The organism is Bacteroides sp. 214 (assembly GCF_010501015.1).
GTDB lineage: Bacteria > Bacteroidota > Bacteroidia > Bacteroidales > Bacteroidaceae > Bacteroides.
Genome location: NZ_QVML01000001.1, coordinates 280,633 through 300,505 on the forward strand (window position 1 = coordinate 280,633; position 19,873 = coordinate 300,505).

Here is a 19,873-nt window from a genome sequence, read left to right on the forward strand (position 1 = left end):
AAAAAGCGAGTGTCGAGGCAAGAATAAGAGAATTTTCGCTATTTTTGTCTCGACACTTATTGTAATATACTATGAATAGACACGCAGCTATAATTATCTTATTGTTGTTTAGCGTTCTGCAAGCTACGGCTTCTATCGAAATACGTTCACGACAAGTAACCATTGCCGATGGACTTGCCAATAATACAGTGCGTTGTTTTACACAAGATAGCAAAGGTTTCATCTGGATGGGCACACTCAATGGCTTGAACCGTTATGATGGTAACTCCTTCCTTTCTTATTATCCCTCGCACGACAATCCGCTCTCACTTATGGGTTGGAAAGTTTATAGTCTGGAAGAAGATAAAAATGGCTTTCTTTGGATACATCTTTCCTCCGAGCATCATAGCTGTTTCGACCTTAAGACAGCTTCTTTTGTAGATTATACCGCTACAGGCGATATGGACGAGCGTTATTCCAAGAATATACTCTTCTCCAATGGGGATGCTTGGATGTGGCACGATCGTAACGGAGCACGAAGAACTACTTATAACAATGGCAATTTTACTTCGGTAGCCTATAAAAAAGAAAAAGGGAACCTGCCACACAATACAGTAAACTTTGTTTTTGAAGAAAAGGGTAACGCATGGTTGGGTACAGCCAAAGGATTACTTTTGGTAACACGCGACGCGGAACTTCTGGTCGATAATAAAGAGAACCTTAACCATGCCGTAGAATATGATGGCGGAATCTATTTCTATTCAAACGATAACCAAATTTTTCGTTATGATAGTAATTCGCAGCAGTTGCAGCAGTTGGGCGGTTTGCCTACCGATGAAAAAATAATCAGCGATTATCTGCAACTGGGTAACCTGTGGGTGCTTTTTACTTCCAACGGTATTTATACCTACGACTTTACCACACAAAAGTTAAAAGCATCTCCCGAGTTTCTGAAAGGAGATGTTCGGAGTGGCGAAGTTCTGAGAGATAACAAAGGAAACTATTGGGTGTACAACCACACAGGCAAAGTGTGGTACATCAACAAAGAGACCGCTAAGAAAAAACAACTGGAACTCATCCCTGCCGAAAAGATGGGCTACATAGACCTTGAACGTTATCGCGTGGTACACGACTCGCGAGATGTTATTTGGATTTCCACTTACGGAAACGGGCTCTATGCGTATGATTTACTCAAAGACGAACTTAATCATTATACCACCGGAGTAGGAAGTGGTGGCTTTATTGGCTCTAATTATTTACTCGGTGTAATGGAAGACCGTTCGGGCGAAATATGGGTAAGTGCGGAGTTCTCGGGCATTTCGCGCATTAATATTATTAACGAAGGGTCATTCCGTTATTTCCCCGAAGACCCTACACTCTTCGACCGTTCCAATACTGTGAGGCTCATATCGCGAATGCACGAGGATGAACTTTGGGTAGCTACACGCAGAGGCGGGCTTTATATTTACGATTTGCAGCTTAACTTAAAGCGTTCGCGCAAGGACTTCAAAGCCAATGTTTACGCGGCCATCAAAGATAGAAAAGGCAGAGTTTGGTTGGGCACACGTGGAGATGGTATCTCGATAGATGGTGTTTGGTATCGAAACAATCCTCATGATGGCGAATCGCTCAATAATGATAATATATTCTGCCTCTTTGAAGATAGCAAAGAGCGTATGTGGGTCGGTACATTCAATGGCGGATTGGCATTAGCCATGCATACCGCGCAAGGTTATAAGTTCCGCCATTTTCTAAATAAGAGTTACGGACAGCGACAAATCCGTTTTATTTGCGAAGATAAAAACAGCATGATTTGGGTGGGTACAAGCGAAGGTGTGTACATCTTTAACCCCGAAGAGTTGCTGCAAGACTCCGAACGGTATTATCATTATAGCTACAATGGCGGCAAATTGAATGGCGATGAAATTAAGTATCTGATGACCGACAGTAAGGGGAAGGTCTGGATTTCGGCTGCTGGTGCGGGCTTTAGTGTATGTGAACCGGGTGGTGACTACAGCTCTCTGGAGTTTAAGCACTATAATACAAAAGATGGTTTGTGCAATAATGTTGTTCAGTCCATTGTAGAAGATAAAGAGGGGAATGTGTGGTTGGCAACCGAATATGGTATCTCAAGGTATATTCCTACGCTGGATATCTTTGAAAATTATTATCTTTCGGCGTCGTCGCAAGGCAATGTTTGCATAGAGGGAGCGGCATACCATCGAGAAAACGGAGATATTCTTTTAGGAACCGACCATGGTTTTATCTCTTTCAATCCCAAGGCGATGAAGAAACAATCGTCTTCTTTCCCCGTGGTCTTTACCAACCTGCATGTAAATGGAACAAATATGCTTCCGGGCGATGAAGGCTCAATTCTTAGTAAATCTTTGGCATATACGGATGGCATAAAGTTGAAGAGTTACCAGAACTCTATTCAGGTGGATTTCTCTTCGTTTAACTATGCCGATGCCAATATGACAAAATATTCGTATCAGTTACAGGGCTATGATAAAGAATGGAGTGCGCCTTCGTCGTTGAATTTTGCCGCATACAAGCAACTGCCTCCGGGTAAGTACGAGCTGTTGGTGAAGTCGGGCAATAGTCAGGGCTTGTGGAATAGTGAGGTTGCCAAATTGCAGATTGTTATTACGCCTCCTTTTTATAAGAGTGGATGGGCGTTCTTAATTTATGCTTTGTTGATAGGATTGGTGTTGTTCTTTACGTCGCGTATCTTGCGCAATTTCCACCGGTTGAACAATAAAGTAGTAATTGAAAAAGAATTAACTGAATACAAATTGGTATTCTTTACTAATATATCGCACGAATTTCGTACTCCACTTACCCTGATACAGGGAGCGTTGGAGCGTATTAACCGTCAGGGAACCCCAAGTAAGGAAATAGCTTATCCGCTACAAATTATGGAGAAAAATACCCGTCGCATGCTGAGGCTGATTGATCAGTTGTTGGAATTTCGTAAGATGCAGCACAACAAACTGGCACTTTCCTTAGAGAAAACCGACGTAATGGGTATGGTGTACGAAGTGTTCCTTAGTTTTGGAGATATGGCAGAGTCCAAGAACATCGACTTCCAGTTTATTCCTTCCAGCACCACGTTGAAGATGTATATTGATAAAGGGAAGCTCGATAAAATAACTTACAATCTGCTTTCCAACGCATTCAAATATACCCCAAGGGGCGGTAAAATTTGCCTGTATGTAACAGAAGGTACCGAACGGAATATCCTCGAAATAAAAGTAACCGATAATGGTGTGGGTATTTCCAAAGAGAAACGTGGCGAACTTTTCAAACGATTTATGCAAAGCAACTTCTCTAACGAGAGTGTAGGAGTGGGGTTACACCTCACACTCGAACTGGTACAAGTGCATAAAGGAGAAATATCATACGATGAAAACGAAGGAGGAGGCTCTGTCTTCACCGTGAACCTGCCTCTGGGTATTGATCTTTACGAAGAAAAAGACTTCCTCACTTCTGATAGTGCTTTGCTGAAAGATGATAAAAAAGAACCGTTCGTAACCGATGCCGCTCTTGCGCTGAAGGAGTTTAAGATTAACCCGCTCAACAAACAAAAGATACTCGTCATTGAAGATGATGTGGATGTGCGTCAATACCTTATCGAAGAGCTGGGCAATTACTTCTTTGTAGAGAGTGCCGACAATGGTATAGATGGTTTTAAGATGGCGCAAGAGGTAGAACCCGATCTTATTGTGTGCGATGTGCTTATGCCCGGCATGAATGGATACGAGGTAACCCGCAAGTTGAAAGCCGAATTTACTACCAGTCACGTTCCGGTTATTCTTCTTACTGCTCTAGGATTGCCCGAAAACCATCTGGAAGGTATTGAAAGTGGTGCGGATGCCTATTTGTTTAAGCCTTTCAGCATACGTTTATTACTTACCCGTATCATTAAAATACTGGAACAGCGCGAACGATTACGCGAAAAGTTCTCGGAAGAACCGGGTATTCTCCGCACAGCGGTATATACTTCTAATCGCGACAAAGACTTTGTTGAAGGACTTCACAACGTACTCGAAGATAATCTCAGCAATTCACATTTCTCTGTAGATGAATTTGCTACGATGATGAACGTGGGACGAACCATTTTCTATAAAAAAGTAAAAGGAGTAACAGGCTATTCTCCTAATGAGTACATTCGCATTATGAGGATGAAGAAAGCTGCCGAGTTACTGCTTACAAGTAGGTTCACCGTAGCCGAGGTGTCGTATAAAGTAGGTATAGAAGATCCCTTCTATTTCAGTAAATGCTTCAAAATACAGTTTGGTGTAGCACCTTCGGTCTATATGAAAGAAGGTGAAAAAAGCCAGTGAGAAAATTAATTTTCTCACTGGCTTTTATGACAAAACTGACTGTAATCTTTACTTCTTTGCAGTGTATATTTTTACAGGTCTCAGTAATCCGCTTGGCACAGGTGCCCAATGTGCGTAGCCCGTTGCTTTATAATGTATATCTACCACATTGATGTCTTTGAATTTCCTCCATTCAATGCCTCTTCTGTCCATATCGGCAATGCGGTTAGCGGGTAGGTTGGTTACATCTATTTCGATGGTATTTGTTCCTGATTTGAGATACTTGGCAATAGTGCATTCAAAAGGAACTGCCCATAGTGTTGCTACTTCTTCTCCATTGATGCGTACACGCGCACTTTCGCGCACATCACCCAAATCGAGAATCCATTCGGTCTCGGCGTCGGGCAATTCATGTTCGAACACTTCTAGTTGGAATGTGTAACGACCGGTTGCCATCGTGTTTTTAACCTGAGGAATGTTGAGTGAAGTCCACGAACCGGCAAGTACGCTTTGTACGGTGGATATCTGTGGCTCACTCTCTATGAAATTGAGTGTGAAGTAACTTTGCTCTTTGTGTAGTGCTTTGTTGTGCAGATAGCTCCATGCAGTAGCTTGCACATCGTGTGCGCTAAAGGTTTTAAGGATAGCCGATTGCCCTGAAGCTAACTGTAGATAGACCTCGGTTGCTCCATTGTTTATTCTGGTTTGTGCTTTGCCGCTCTTACCCGTCATAGGGTCGTAAATCATAGCCGACTTGGCGTGTACGCTCAGTGGCAACCATGCGTCTATTCCTTTATCATTGAGCGCACTGATAAAGTAGTGATGTCCGTCTTTGTTTACACGGCGTATGTAACTGAGGTTTTGTTCCGTTTTCATCTTTTCGGGTTGGATACCGGTTTGCGCCAGTGTTTGGTTATAATCTGTCCCGAAGATAACGCGTCCTTTTCCTTGTGTACCGGCAAGTTGCTTAATGGCTTCGTTGCTTTTGTTGAAGGCTTGGCGTCTTTCTTCGATATTTCCCCATCCCGGCACATCTTCGGGGTATTGGTCGAGGAATACGATAGTAGCACCATTGCGGGCAAGTTCAAGTAATTTCTCAATAATTTCGTTGGGCATAAATTTCACGCCGGGGATAATCAGGGCTTTGTACTTTGAACCACCCGAAGTCTTCAAAGCATTGTTTTCTATTTCGAGTGATTTGATGAAGTTGTCTGATATATAATCTACGTCATATCCGCTGTTTATAATGCGGTTCACTACTTCAATGAATCGTGGGGCACGTTTTTTCATACTGTGAATATCGAACATAAGGAGCCTGCCGCTTTGTTCGTACCACATGTCATATACGGGTAGATAGAGCAAGAAGTCGCTATCCGGTTGTCCCATTTGCAAGAAACTCTGGCAACGGGTGATGTAGTTGAAGAATGCGGGTGCGTCTTTCCAAATACTATTAGTGGGACTCATATCTATGGACGCGTAAAACTTCCATCCCGGCCACTGTGCGGTTGTGGGTGTGTAGGTTGTTCCATGAAAATACATTCTGTTTACACCCGATAAGAACATTAAATCCATGTCGGGCTTACATTGCGACAATGAGGTGCGGAAGTGTTCGGTAAGCCATGTAAATGTTTCCGAAGAAGTATAGGGCTTTCCTGCGATGTGCGCTCCCGAAGAGGCGTATTTCAACATAGAGATATCCGAATCGTTGGGACGGGTAAGAGAGTCTTTGCGCAATCCTTTGATGCCGAAATTGGATAATCCGAAACCTTCGCACTCGGGTACGTCTACGGTTGCGTAGAGGTCTATCAGGTTACCGGGTGAGCCATGTGCCTGATTACGGGTCTTTGAGCCATTCTTGTGTGCCCAGTTTGTCCATTGCCGGGTGAAGTTCTCCAACAGAAGTTCGGCTATTGTTTCGCGATAATCAGATATAATACGTGCGTGAGCGTCGGTTCTTTCTTCGGATAGAAAATCGGGCAGATGCTCTTCTAATTTATAACCACGGCGTGTGGCAAACTCTTCAAAAAGATCTTCCGTCCAATCTGCTTTGTATACCTCGTACGAATCGTTAAAGAAGTTGTGAGGATAAGATGTGTTGCTTTCTGCAAAAGCCTTCTCGAATTTTTGCAGGTAATTGCCTACAGCTTTGGCGCTGAGATGGTTCATTACATAACCTTCTCCACCGGGTGCGGCTCTCTTTACTTTTTGTCCTGTCTTACCGCAGAAGGCAGCGATGAGTTGCCAGTTACCTTTGGGGGCTTTCCAGGTTAGCTTGCCATTAACGACTTTGCTTGTTAGGTCAATGCATATACCTTTATCCGAAAATGCCATGAGGCGACTTAATTTGGCATAGCTACGGTCTTTCTCTTCGGTAGGAATAATTTCCAGCGAGTTTTTCTTTCCACCCCTAACGTCGTATTTACTAATGATAAGACGTGATGCCGCATCTTCAATAGACACATCCGGTCCACCAAAAGGCCAGCCGGTTCCATTGTTCATATCAATGAACATACCTTGTTTGTTGGCTTCGGCTTCGGTATGCTTTAACATCTCCATCCACGGGGTAGAGAGGAAAGGAATTTCGTTGACTTCATTGTTCTTTACGCCATAAATAGGAGTAATCTCTAAACTTCCCATACCGGCTGTTGCGTATGCCTCGATGTTTTTAGAAAGGCTTTCTTTGTCTACCGCACTTCCCATCCACCACCAGCGCGCGCCGGGCTTGGCTTCGGTGTTTACCGTAGGCCAGTTTATGTCTTGCGCAAATAGATTAAATGCAATAAATGCGGCTAATGCGCAGGTAAATAGTCTCTTCATGATATTTGTGTATTAGTGTAATTTACAAATTTATGAAAATTGGATGAATTGCTTCTTTGTGTTTTGATAATATTTCTTTGTGATTTGACTGCTGTAAGTAAATGTATAAAAAATGTTATCAAGTTTGGAGTTTGCTATTCTGTTATTAACTTTGTGGCACAAAGTACTTTTATAATGTAAGTATGAACACACATATTGATGACATAAAGCACATTCGCGAGATGATGGATAGATCATCTAAGTTTCTATCACTGAGTGGGTTATCGGGTATCATGGCAGGCGTAACAGCTATTGCAGGCGCTGCATTTGCTTATTTTTATTTATTGCGCGACCCATCATTAACCGATTATAGTATTTGGCAAGAAATGCTTATTTTGCTTGCCGATGCGCTTGTGGTGTTATTGTTGTCTATTTCCTTTGCCGTGTATTTTTCTTGGCGTAAAGCAAAGAAGAATAACCAACCGTTATTTAACAAAGTTACCAAACGATTGCTTTACAATATGGCTATCCCTTTGTTGGCTGGAGGAATTTTCTGTTTGGTATTGTTGCTACAAGGAGAGTTGCGGATGGTCATTGCCGGTACATTACTCTTTTACGGCATTTCGTTGGTGAGTGTCTCTAAATTTACTTTCGAGGAAGTGCACTATTTAGGACTTATTGAGATAGGGTTGGGAATTACAGCTGTTATTTTTCAGCGACAGGGATTGCTCTTTTGGACATTGGGGTTTGGTGTTTGTCACATACTTTACGGCTTTATTTTGTACAAAAGGTACGAACTGAAAAAGTAATGAAGAATATTATCGTAAATCTGAATAAGGCATTCGAGAGCCGAATACGGTTGGGCATTATGTCTATACTGTCGGTTAATGAATATGCAGATTTCAATACCATGAAGCAGGTAATGGAGTTGACCGACGGCAACCTTGCCAGCCACCTCAAAGCTTTGGAGGGGTTGGGGTATATTCATTCCATTAAGCAGTTCATCGGACGGAAACCCAACACCCAATACTATATAACAGAAGAGGGCAAAAAAAGCTTTCAAGAACACCTGAACGCTTTGGAAGAACTATTGAAATAATTTTTTTATGCCGTTACTTTGAAAAACAAAGTACTTTTAATAACATAAAACAGAAACAACATGGAAGCAAAAGAGAAGAAGATGGAGAAGCTATCACAGTCCATCACCGTGAAATTAATTGTGGTATGTGTACTAACGCTATTGTTGCTGATACCCACTGCAATGATTGAGAGCCTTATTTCTGAGCGCAAACAACGCAGTGAAGAAACAGTGGAGAAGATTAACAACAAATGGAGTAGGGCGCAAGTGCTTTGTGCGCCTGTGCTCTCCATCCCTTTTACCACTACGCATGTAGATGCCAACGGAACCGTAACTCACAATAACCATCTGTATCATATTACGCCCGAAACTTTGAATGTCGATGCCACTCTTTTCCCTGAGGAGCGTCACTACGGTATTTACAAAACAATTCTCTATAAAAGCGAACTAACACTGAATGGAGCTTTTGATATACCCGAGCTTCCCAGTGAATACAATGGTGTATTGCATTGGCATAAAGCTTATATTCGCTTAGGATTCTCGGATTTGCGTGGGGTAACCAACAATATTGAACTCAATGTTAACGGTACTTCATTCTCGGCAGCCGTTGGCAATGCGAACGATCGTTTGATGGGTAAGGAGCTTTTTGTCTATCTTGATTCGGTAATGACTGGGAAGCCAGCTACCTCTTTGGAGTATAGTTGCACTATTAACCTGAACGGGAGTAGTAGTTTGAATTTCATTCCTATAGGAAAAACCACCAAGGTACACGTGTCGGGTGCGTGGAATGCTCCGGGTTATATAGGTAATTTTACTCCGGATCATACACTCACCGAAAGTGGTTTCGAAGCCAATTGGAGCGTGCTTCGTTTCAATCGCAGCATTCCCGAAACATGGGTAGATAGTTATGTGGATGGTTTTGGTGATACATCGTTTGGGGTAAATTTGGTAGACGTGGTAGATCATTATCAACAAAATACCCGCTCGGCAAAGTATGCGTTGATGTTTGTGGCACTAACCTTTGTGGTATTCTTCTTTGTCGAGGTACTTACGAAACGAAGAATACATCCCATACAATATTTGTTGGTAGGTATTGCACTCATCCTTTTTTATAGCTTGTTATTGTCTATTTCCGAGCAAATATCCTTTGCTTGGGCATACCTGATAGCCAGTGTGTCGACCATCGGGATGATTACTCTTTATACTAAGAGCATCTTTAAGAGTTGGAGACAGACGGGTATTCTTACATTTACATTATCACTTCTCTATATTTTCCTTTATGTGATACTCCAATTGGAGGACATCGCACTACTGATAGGAAGCATCGGATTGTTTGCTATTCTTGGGGTAATTATGTATTGTTCGCGTAAGATAAGTTGGTACAAAACAGACGTATAGGCGTGTGATTTCTGACTGTTTTTTACTTCACTTCTGACTGGTTTTTGTTCTGTTTCTGACTGATTTTCTGTTATAAAAACAGTCAGAAAATAAATTCCGGCTTCTTGTATAAGAAACTCCGAGAGAAGAGTAATCTTTTCTCGGAGTTTCTTGCAATATTGTACCGTTTTGTACTCTTTTTTGGTACTATGTCTAAAATATACACTTTTAACAACGGATTTTACCACATTTCGAGCGTGTCTAATTTTATCTTTGCACGTGTTAAATCAAAATATAGAAACCAATGAAGAAAATAGTTCTTGCTTTTCTCTCTTTCTTTTTACTTGCAAGTAATGCGTTGGCACAACCTAAGAGCGGGTTGAAGCTATGGTACGATCGCCCTGCCACTCTATGGGTAGAATCTTTGCCACTAGGTAACGGTAGGCTTGGTGCTATGGTTTACGGCAATCCTGTCAACGAAGAATTCCAGTTGAACGAAGAAACGGTATGGGGAGGTTCTCCACACAATAATACCAACCCCAAGGCAAAAGATGCTTTGGCAGAAATACGACAACTTATCTTCGAAGGTAAAAACCTTGCAGCGCAAGAACTGTGCGGTCCCAATATTTGTTCGCAGGGTCCTAACGGAATGCCTTACCAGACAGTAGGTTCGTTGCATTTCGATTTTGACGGACTGGACAACTATCAAAACTATTATCGCGAATTAGATATAGAAAAGGCAACCTCTACTACTACTTTTACGGTAGACGATGTGGAGTATATCCGTGAATCATTTACCTCGTTTACCGACCAGCTGCTTATTATTCGCTTTACTGCTTCCAAGAAGAAGAAAATGAACTTTACTACTCGTTACACCACTCCATATACCGATGCTGTAATGAGTATAGATGACATGATGCTTCGTTTAGACGGTAAAGCTTCCGATCACGAAGGTATAGAGGGAAAAGTTCGTTTCACCTCCTTGGCAAAGATTGTGAATGAGGGTGGCAAAGTAACGGTAGCGCCCGACAATACTCTTCGCGTAACAGGAGCCAACAGTGTAACTATTTATGTTTCAATCGGTACCAATTTTGTTAATTATAAAGATGTATCGGGCAATGCTGAGCAAGTAGCTAAAGAATACCTCAAAAATGCAGGTAAGAAGAGCTTTGAACAATACAAAGATGAACATACGGCGTACTATGCCAAGTTTTTTGACCGTGTGTCGCTCGATCTTGGTACCAACGAACAAGCTTCCAAAACTACCGATGTGCGTGTGAAGGAGTTTGCGACTACTTTCGACCCCCAACTATCGGCGCTTTATTTTCAATTTGGACGTTATTTGCTTATTTGTTCTTCGCAGCCGGGTGGACAAGCCGCCAATTTGCAAGGTATCTGGAACTATCAGCTTCGCGCTCCTTGGGATGGCAAATACACTACCGATATTAATGTTGAAATGAACTATTGGCCTGCCGAAGTTACTAACCTCATGGAGATGCATGAACCCTTCTTGCAGCTTGTTAAAGATGTGGCAGAGACAGGTAAAGAAAGTGCCGCTATGTATGGTGCCCGCGGTTGGACACTGCACCACAATACCGATATCTGGCGTTCTACCGGTGCGGTAGATGGGCATCGTTATGGTGTGTGGCCTACTTGTAACGCTTGGTTCTGTCAACATCTATGGGATAGATATCTGTTCTCGGGCGATAAGGAATACCTCAAAGAGGTGTATCCTATGATGAAAGAAGCTTGTATGTTCTATATAGATTTCTTAGTGAAAGATCCCAGCAATGGCTGGCTGGTGGTTTCACCTTCTTACTCGCCCGAAAACTCTCCCAATATCAATGGAAAAAGAGAGTGGGTGGTAACCTCCGGTATAACAATGGATAATCAAATGGTGTTTGATTTGCTTTCCAATACCATTCAAGCGGCTACTGCTTTAGCAGATGATAAAACATTCGTCAACACACTGGAAGATATTTTGAAACAACTACCTCCGATGCAAATAGGTCGTTTCGGACAATTGCAAGAATGGATGTATGATTGGGATAATCCTAATGATCATCATCGCCATGTATCACATTTGTGGGGACTCTATCCCGGTTATCAAATCACTAAGTACGAAAACCCGGCTTTGTTTGAAGCAGCCAAAACTTCGTTGATACATCGTGGAGATGCTTCGACAGGATGGTCGATGGGGTGGAAGGTTTGCTTATGGGCAAGATTGCTCGATGGTAACCATGCTTATAAACTGATACAAGACCAAATTAAACCCACCACCGAAGAACGTGGACAGAACGGTGGAACATACCCTAATTTGTTTGACGCGCATCCGCCTTTCCAGATAGATGGAAACTTTGGTTGTACGGCAGGTATCGCCGAGATGTTAGTTCAAAGTCATGGTGGAGCCATTCATTTGCTTCCTGCATTGCCCGATGTATGGAGCGAAGGTACGGTAAAAGGTTTAAGATGTCGCGGAGGATTCCTTTTAGAAGAACTTTCGTGGAAGAACAACAAAGTAAGCAAAGCTGTAATTCGCCCAACGGTAAACGGTATGTTGCGCATTCGTAGTGCTGTACCACTCATGCTGAGCGGAGCACCGCTAACTCCAACACAAGATAAATCTACTAATCCTTTATTGTCATTACAAAACGTGAAAGAACCATTGTCGGTAAAAGCGATAAACAATACGCCTGCCACCGAACTTTCGTATGTATATGACATTGAAACATATAAAGGAACGGTCTATGTTTTTGAGCAGAATACCGCCGCTTCGTCAATAACAGATAGATACCAATATCTATATAAGAATTTACCCTTTGATATGCCCCTCATTGATCGTCCACACTTCCCTGCCAATGAGGTAAATATGAAGGACTATGGTGTTGGCGATGGCATGGTTCTTAATACCGAAGCGTTTGAAAAAGCATTTGCCGCACTTAGCGAGCAAGGTGGCGGACGTTTAGTTGTTCCTGCAGGTGTCTGGTTTACAGGTCCTATTGTTTTTCGTTCCAATATCAATATGCATTTAGAAAAAGGAGCACTGATACTCTTTTCGCCCGATTTTAATCTTTACCCATTAGTAGAAACGGTGTACGAAGGTTTAGATACACAGCGTTGTCAGTCGCCTATCTCGGGACGCAATTTGGTGAATATTGCCATAACCGGCGAAGGTTCTATCAACGGTTCGGGCGAGGCTTGGCGACCACTGAAAAAAGCAAAAGTAACCGATGAATATTGGAACAAAGTAGTGAAATCGGGTGGCGTTTTAATGAATCCCGGCTACTGGTTCCCCAGCGACCAGCACATTACAGGCGAAAAACTAAATGCAAATACTCCTGCCGGAAGGTTCTCGGGAGATGATTGGAAAAATTTCAAGAACTACCTGCGCCCTGTTATGGTTAGCTTCATAGAGTGCAAAAATGTGCTACTGGAAGGTGTGTTGTTCGAGAATTCGCCGGCTTGGAATATTCATCCGCTCATGTGCGAAAATGTAATTATTGATAACATATCGGTGCGCAACCCTGCCTTTGCACAAAACGGTGATGGCGTAGATTTGGAATCGTGCGTTAACTCAATCATCGTAAACAGCAATTTCGATGTGGGCGATGATGCTATTTGTGTGAAATCGGGTAAGGATGCCGACGGTCGCCGTCGTGCCCGACCTACCATTAATTTAATTGTGGATAATTGTCGCGTATTCAAAGGTCATGGCGGCTTTGTGGTAGGTAGCGAAATGTCGGGGGGAGTGAAGAATATTTCTGTAACTAACTGTCAATTCCTAGGTACCAATGTTGGTTTACGTTTCAAGGCAGGCAGAGGACGTGGTGGTATTGTTGAGAATATCTATATCAACGATATTTATATGAATGATATCAATACAGAGGCTTTCTTGTTTGATCTTTATTATGGTGGTGGCAGAGGAAAGGTAGTGCCAAAGGTAGACGAAACAACCCCACGCTTTCGTAATATTTTTGTGAAGAACCTTACCGCGCGTAATGCAAACCGTGCCATGTTCTTCAATGGTTTACCCGAAATGAATATCAGTAATATCCATGTAGAGGATGTAATTATCAGTTCCAATACGGGAGCCATGCTTGTAGAGTCGGAAGGAATAACGTTGAAAAATATCGAAATTGTGCCAAAAACTGGTCCGGCATTAATACTAAACAATGTAAACGATGTAAAGGTTAGCGGCTTAAAGTGTCCGGAAACGCTGGAAGAGCCTGTTCGTGTATCAGGAGAGAAAACGAAAAACGTACAGCTTCCATAGGCATAAGAAAATAGAGACTTTCCAATATTATACAGTTCAAATACCAATTATTACATGTATTTGAACTGTATGTCATTTTGCGGGTATAGGTTATTCGGTATTTTTGCAAACAATAATTTACCTTATACATCCTATTATTATGTCTTACAAATCTTTTTCCGCTATAATTGGATATCCGAGCATCTTGTCGCTACTGTTTTTATTATCCTCTTGCCATACAACCCCGTCTCAAAACATATCCATACCTGCCGTGCATGAAGTGGGTGCACACATGATGCCCCAAGAGATAGCCCCTATAACCGGTGCACCTTTTGATATGCCTGTTTTCCAAAAAAAGATTTTCCCTGACGTTGTAATTGATATATCACAGCGAGGGGCTGTACAAGGCGAACTTATCACACCGCTTATTAATAATCTTATTCAAGAACTCAGTGCGAATGGTGGTGGCACTGTATTTATTCCAAGTGGTAAGTGGACATCGGGTCGCATTATTCTTAAAAGCAACATTAACCTTCATCTTTCCGAAGATGCCGAGATAACCTTTAGTGGTAACGTGGAAGATTACCTTCCTGCTCTCTTTACCCGTCATGAAGGGATTGAAATTATGGGGCCGGGTGGGTTTATCTATGCTAATGGAGAAGAAAATATTGCTATTACAGGTAAAGGAACCTTGTGGGGCCCACCCATGGATGCGCAGATTCGTCATCATTCTGTTTTTGGAACTGTTATTGAAAATATCGTAGATTATCGTACTCCTGTCGAAGAACGTGTGTATGATGGTATAGAAGGTCGTCGCGTTTATCTGCCCAAAAGTATCGCACCAATTAATTGTCGTGGCGTACTGATTGAGGGTATCACACTCAATCGCAGTGTTTTCTGGAATATTTGCCCTATCTATTGCGAGGATGTGATTATTCGTGGTATCACTGTAAACTCTGTAGAGGTTGCTAGTGGTGATGGTATAGACATTGAATCCTGTAAAAATGTGCTGATTGAGTACTGCACACTAAACAATGGTGATGATTGTTTCACGATTAAGGCTGGTCGTACAGAAGATGGCTTACGTGTAGGAAAACCTTCGGAGAATATTGTTGTTCGCTATTCTCTGGCGCAGAATGGTCATGGAGCCATAACATGTGGTAGCGAAACTGCAGGTGGCATTAAGAATCTCTATGCGCACGATTGTGTATTTCATAAGACAGACCGTGGCATTCGTTTCAAGACGCGTCGCAATCGTGGCGGTGGAGTAGACGGTGTGTGGTGCGAACGTATTCGCATGATAGATGTGAAAGAAGCATTTACGTGGGATTTGTTGGGAAGTACACGCTATGTAGGCGATTTAGCTTTACGTTACCCTCCTCGCGAGATAACTCCTTTGACACCGGTCATTAAAAATATTCATGCCAAACAGTTACTTGTAGAATCGTCCAGACAATTTATTCGTGCCAACTGTATCCCCGAAATCCCATTGAGCGATGTAACGATAGAGGATAGCGAGATACATTGCGAACGATATATTACCGCATTGAATGATGTGAATGGCTTTACGCTCCGCAATCTTCGTGTAACTACGAAAGATAGTACAATAACGAAAGAGGATGCGCATAACTTATTGTTCGAGAATGTTGTCTTTCTTCCGAACAGGAAGTAGCTTTGTAAGTATATTCTAATTACTTACTGTATGAAGCGTTTTTGTACAATTCTGTTTTTCTGTTGGTTCACGTCTTTGATTTTTGCCATTGATGTGTTGCGCATTAATACAATAACCGACAGAGAAGGACTTTCGCAGAACACCGTTCGTTGTCTTATGGAAGATAGCAAAGGTTTCATTTGGATGGGTACTATCAACGGGTTGAACCGTTATAACGGTAAGGACTTTATGTTAGTTAAACCTCAGTCTGAAGAACCAGAAACCTTGTCGGATAGTCGCATTCGTAGCATTCATGAAGATAAACACGGATATATCTGGGTGCGCACTTTCTCCAGTACGATGTTTTGCTATGATCCTCGGCAAGAACAGTTTGTAGACTATGCCCTGAATAATGAATTGCATACTTTCACTGGGATTAAAATTGTATCTAACGGTGATGTGTGGCTATGGGGTACTCAAGGATGCTTACGTGTGCGGCATACAGGGAATAATCTTCTGTCGTGGAATCCTATCCCTCTTGAAAAGGCAAAAGCAGTATCTTTTGTGTTTGAAGACACACAAGGGAACATTTGGATAGGAAATCAGGACGAACTTTATTTACAAAGAGACGAACAAATAATATCTACTTGGAAAGGCAAACATTATGCTGCTGCCCACGAGTGGAACAATCAGTTGTTTTTTGTAGCTAATGATCATATTGCTGTTTTTGATCAGCAACAACAAGCTTTTTTGTCGGATGTAACTTTTACGGCTACTCAGCCTATGTATTACTCCCGTACTTGCATGCTCAATGACGGAGTAATTCTTATTGCCGGCAAAGATGAAATCTTTTCTTTCCATGCACAAGATAAAATGATAATGACTGCTGCTCCTCTTTTCCAAGGTCGTAAATTCAAAAATGCGAACTTCTTACTAGATAATCGAGGAGATGTTTGGGTCTATAATATGTCGGGTACGCTTTGGCAACATCGTTCTGATAATCGTTTTGAACCCATGAAACTGATTCCCGAAGATGTATTGTCACTCATCAATAATGAACGTTATCAGATATATCACGATTCGCGCGATGTCGTTTGGATAACTACCTTTGGTAATGGACTCTTTGCTTTTGATCAAAGCACTGGAATGTTGCGTCATTTTTCTACAGAGAAAGACCTTGCTACTAATTATCTGCTTAGTGTAACCGAAGACCGTAGTGGCGAGATATGGGTAGGTACTGAATTGGCGGGTGCTATTAAAATATCTCTGACTACTTATCCGTTTGATATTTTTTATCCCAATCCAAAAGGAGATAGTGATCGTGACAACGCCGTTCGTCTTATCTATGAAGATCAAAACAATAGTTTCTGGTTTGGCACACGAGATGGTAATTTACATATTTGCGATTCTACTTTGCAACTAAAATATAAACATCGCCTTGCAACAGGGTTGCCACTTACTATTGCTGAAGACACGCTTGGCAATAAGTGGCTGGGTACTAAAGGAGGTGGGGTATATCTCTTTTCGCCCACAGGGAGCCGTGTGTTGGCAAAATACCAACTCAATGATAGGATAGAACAATCGTCATCGAGTAGCAATGCTTTTACGATTCTGCGTGATGGGAATAACCGTATGTGGGTAGCCAGCTTTGGTGGTGGCTTACATTTAGCACAGCAGCACAATGGCGAAATAACATTCAAACAAATACTTTTTCCACATGTACATCATAACATGATGCGTTCTATGATACAAGATAATAATGGAACTATATGGGTAGGTACTAATGAAGGAATTGTTGTCTTTAATCCTGATGAAATTTTGCTTGACGAACGTGCATACACTATTTTGTTTTTACAAACCAAACAACATGAATCACTAGACAATAACGAAGTTAGATCACTTTTTGAGGATAATCAAGGACGAATTTGGATTGGAACCTCGGGAGGTGGACTGCATTTGCTGGTTAAAGAAGAACCCTTGGAAAACTCGTGGGTAAAACATTATACAGCTGTTCATGGACTCTCCAATGAAATGATACAAGCTATTCAGGAAGATGAACATGGCATTATTTGGGTCAGTACAGAGAGTGGTATCTCTAAGTTTTATCCTGAAACAGAAAACTTTGAGAATTTTGTATTTTCTAATAATCGCCATGCGGCTATCTTCAATGAACTTTCTTTCTGGAAAAAACGAAATGGTGATTTAATGTTTGGTAGTTACAATGGTGTCTATACTTTTAATCCTTTAGAAGTAGCCTATGATAGCTATGCTCCACCTGTATTGATAACCGCTTTAGGAATTAATGGTATTCATGTAACTCCTAATGATGCAGATTCTCCTTTAATAGAGAGTATAACCAATACTAAACAACTTCACCTTAAATACAATCAAAACGCTTTTAATCTGGAGTGCACCATGCTCAACTTTCATGCACCCGAGCTAAATAAATACGCCTACTATCTCGAGGGGTATGAGAAAAATTGGAACGCTATTTCTCGAAATAATATTGCTGCTTATCGCAATGTGCCGGCGGGCACATATACATTTAGGGTAAAAGGTTGCAATAGCTTTGGTGTATGGAGTAAGAACGAAACAACACTACTAATTGTTATATCTCCTCCATGGTGGAAATCGGGTTGGGCTATCTTGTCTTATTTTTTTATAGCTATTATTGTTACTATAGTTACTTTTCGTTTAGTTTTAAAAATGAACCGGTTAAATACAGCTGTAGAGGTAGAGAAGCAGCTCACAGAGTATAAGCTACGGTTCTTTACCAATATATCACACGAATTTCGTACACCACTTACTATCATTCGTGGTGCTATTGAAAGTATGGTTGCACAAAAAGATTTATCCTTGTCTGAACACGAACAACTGAAAACACTTCATAAAAGTTCCAACAGACTATTACGGCTTATTGAACAGCTACTTGAATTTCGTAAACTACAAAACGATAAAATGGAGCTGAAACTGGAAACCACTAATACTGAAGTGTTTTTCAGAGAAATTCACCAAACTTTCAAAGAGATGGCTGAGAAGAAGCAGATTGACTTTCTCTTTGAAACCGATGATTATACGCAACCCGTTTTGATTGATCATGGAAAGATGGATAAAATAGTGTACAACCTATTGTCCAATGCCTTCAAGCATACTCCACAAGGAGGTACAATACGTCTCAGTCTACACACCTCTGTCGAAGATGATAAGTTTACTATTCGCGTAGCCGACAGTGGAGTAGGAGTTGTGCCCGAGCAACGCGATAAACTCTTTGTTCGCTTTCAACAAATTAGCTATACGGTAGGTGGCACAGGGGTGGGCTTGCATCTCACTTCCGAGCTTGTAAAGGTACATAAAGGTAGTGTAGGCTATGAAGATACTGATTTGGGTGGTGCCTGTTTTTACGTATCTATACCTTTGTCTGCTAATAACTATGAGCAAACAGACATTCTTAGTGATACTATTTCTACGAATACTGCTTTCATGAAGGATATAATAACAAATCCAGAAAAAGAATCTCTGAAACCTATTGTAGATAGTGCTGCTAAATCTACCAAGGTAATGGTTGTAGAAGACGATGATGAAGTACGTACTTTTCTTGAAACCCAGCTGAGTGCTTATTTCACGGTGTCTTCAGTAAGCGATGGCTTTGAGGCACTCAAAGAACTTGTAGTTGAACACCCCGATATTGTAGTCTGTGATGTGATGATGCCGCGTATGGACGGTTTTGAGTTTACCCGTCGGTTAAAAACTAATTTCGAAACCAGTCATATTCCTGTTGTTCTTCTCACTGCCTTCTCTTCCGAAGAACATCAGTTGGAAGGAATCCAAGCAGGAGCCGACTCATACATAACCAAACCTTTTAGTATAAAGTACTTGTTAACACGTATTGTAAAGTTGTTGGAAATTCGCGAAAGATTACGCCATAGATTCAATACAGAACCGGGTTTAATACAGGCTTCTGTGAGTTTTACAGACCGCGATCAGGTCTTTATGGATAGTCTGCACAAAATAGTCGAAGAAAACTTGAATAATGCTGATTTCAAAGTAGAAACCTTTGCTCAAACTTTAGGAATGGGGCGAACCACGTTTTTTCGCAAACTAAAAGGCATTACAGGGTATGCTCCTAATGAATATGTACGTATTATACGCATGAAGAAAGCTGCCGAATTGTTGATGGGAACAGATTTGAATGTGTCTGAGATTTCATACCAAGTAGGTATTGAAGATCCATACTATTTCAGTAAGTGCTTTAAAGGGCAGTTTGGAAAATCACCAACGCAATATAGAAAAGGGTGAGGCTAATACCTCGCCTCAATAGCCGAGATTTTTTGCATAGTCTCATGGTTGCTCCGCCTTGGCAAAAAAACGGCTGCTTGAATCTAATCAGGCAGCCGCTTTTGCTTACTCATATCAAC

General features: G+C 41.6%; 8 protein-coding genes and 1 pseudogene. 8 read left to right on the forward strand and 1 reads right to left on the reverse strand.

Features of this window, described 5'->3' with window-relative positions:
* Positions 1–71: 71 nt before the first annotated feature.
* Positions 72–4,325 carry a two-component regulator propeller domain-containing protein gene (locus D0T50_RS01015; protein WP_163221063.1) on the forward strand — a complete coding sequence of 1,418 codons (4,254 nt, stop codon included), beginning with the start codon at positions 72–74 and terminating at the stop codon, positions 4,323–4,325.
* 48 nt (positions 4,326–4,373) lie between these two features.
* Here the strand turns inward: D0T50_RS01015 and D0T50_RS01020 are convergent, their stop codons facing one another.
* Entirely contained in the window at positions 4,374–7,121 is a 2,748-nt protein-coding gene (locus D0T50_RS01020) for a glycosyl hydrolase (protein WP_163221065.1), read from the reverse strand.
* A 182-nt stretch (positions 7,122–7,303) separates the two neighbouring features.
* Between D0T50_RS01020 and D0T50_RS01025 the strand changes: the two genes are divergently transcribed.
* The 7 genes and pseudogenes from D0T50_RS01025 (at position 7,304) to D0T50_RS01050 (ending at position 19,754) form a co-directional block, all read left to right on the forward strand.
* Entirely contained in the window at positions 7,304–7,909 is a 606-nt protein-coding gene (locus tag D0T50_RS01025) for a hypothetical protein (protein WP_163221067.1), read from the forward strand.
* Positions 7,909–8,199: a transcriptional regulator gene (locus tag D0T50_RS01030; protein WP_163221069.1), complete on the forward strand. Its 291-nt coding sequence runs from the start codon at positions 7,909–7,911 to the stop codon at positions 8,197–8,199. Before D0T50_RS01025 ends, D0T50_RS01030 begins: the two co-directional genes overlap by 1 nt.
* A gap of 60 nt (positions 8,200–8,259) precedes the next feature.
* A complete protein-coding gene (gene creD, locus D0T50_RS01035) occupies positions 8,260–9,576 on the forward strand; it encodes a cell envelope integrity protein CreD (RefSeq protein WP_163221071.1) in 1,317 nt (438 codons plus the stop codon).
* A gap of 283 nt (positions 9,577–9,859) precedes the next feature.
* Positions 9,860–12,307: pseudogene (locus D0T50_RS13695) on the forward strand (glycoside hydrolase N-terminal domain-containing protein); the annotation flags it as partial.
* Positions 12,308–12,451: 144 nt separating this feature from the next.
* Positions 12,452–13,828 (forward strand): glycoside hydrolase family 28 protein, encoded by a 1,377-nt coding sequence (locus D0T50_RS13700; RefSeq protein WP_370520850.1) that lies wholly within the window; start codon positions 12,452–12,454, stop codon positions 13,826–13,828.
* Between the two features lie 139 nt (positions 13,829–13,967).
* The gene (locus tag D0T50_RS01045; RefSeq protein ID WP_239058175.1) at positions 13,968–15,479 is read left to right on the forward strand and encodes a glycoside hydrolase family 28 protein; all 1,512 of its coding nucleotides are present in this window, start codon (positions 13,968–13,970) and stop codon (positions 15,477–15,479) included.
* A 30-nt stretch (positions 15,480–15,509) separates the two neighbouring features.
* Positions 15,510–19,754: a two-component regulator propeller domain-containing protein gene (locus D0T50_RS01050; protein WP_163221076.1), complete on the forward strand. Its 4,245-nt coding sequence runs from the start codon at positions 15,510–15,512 to the stop codon at positions 19,752–19,754.
* Positions 19,755–19,873 lie beyond the last annotated feature (119 nt).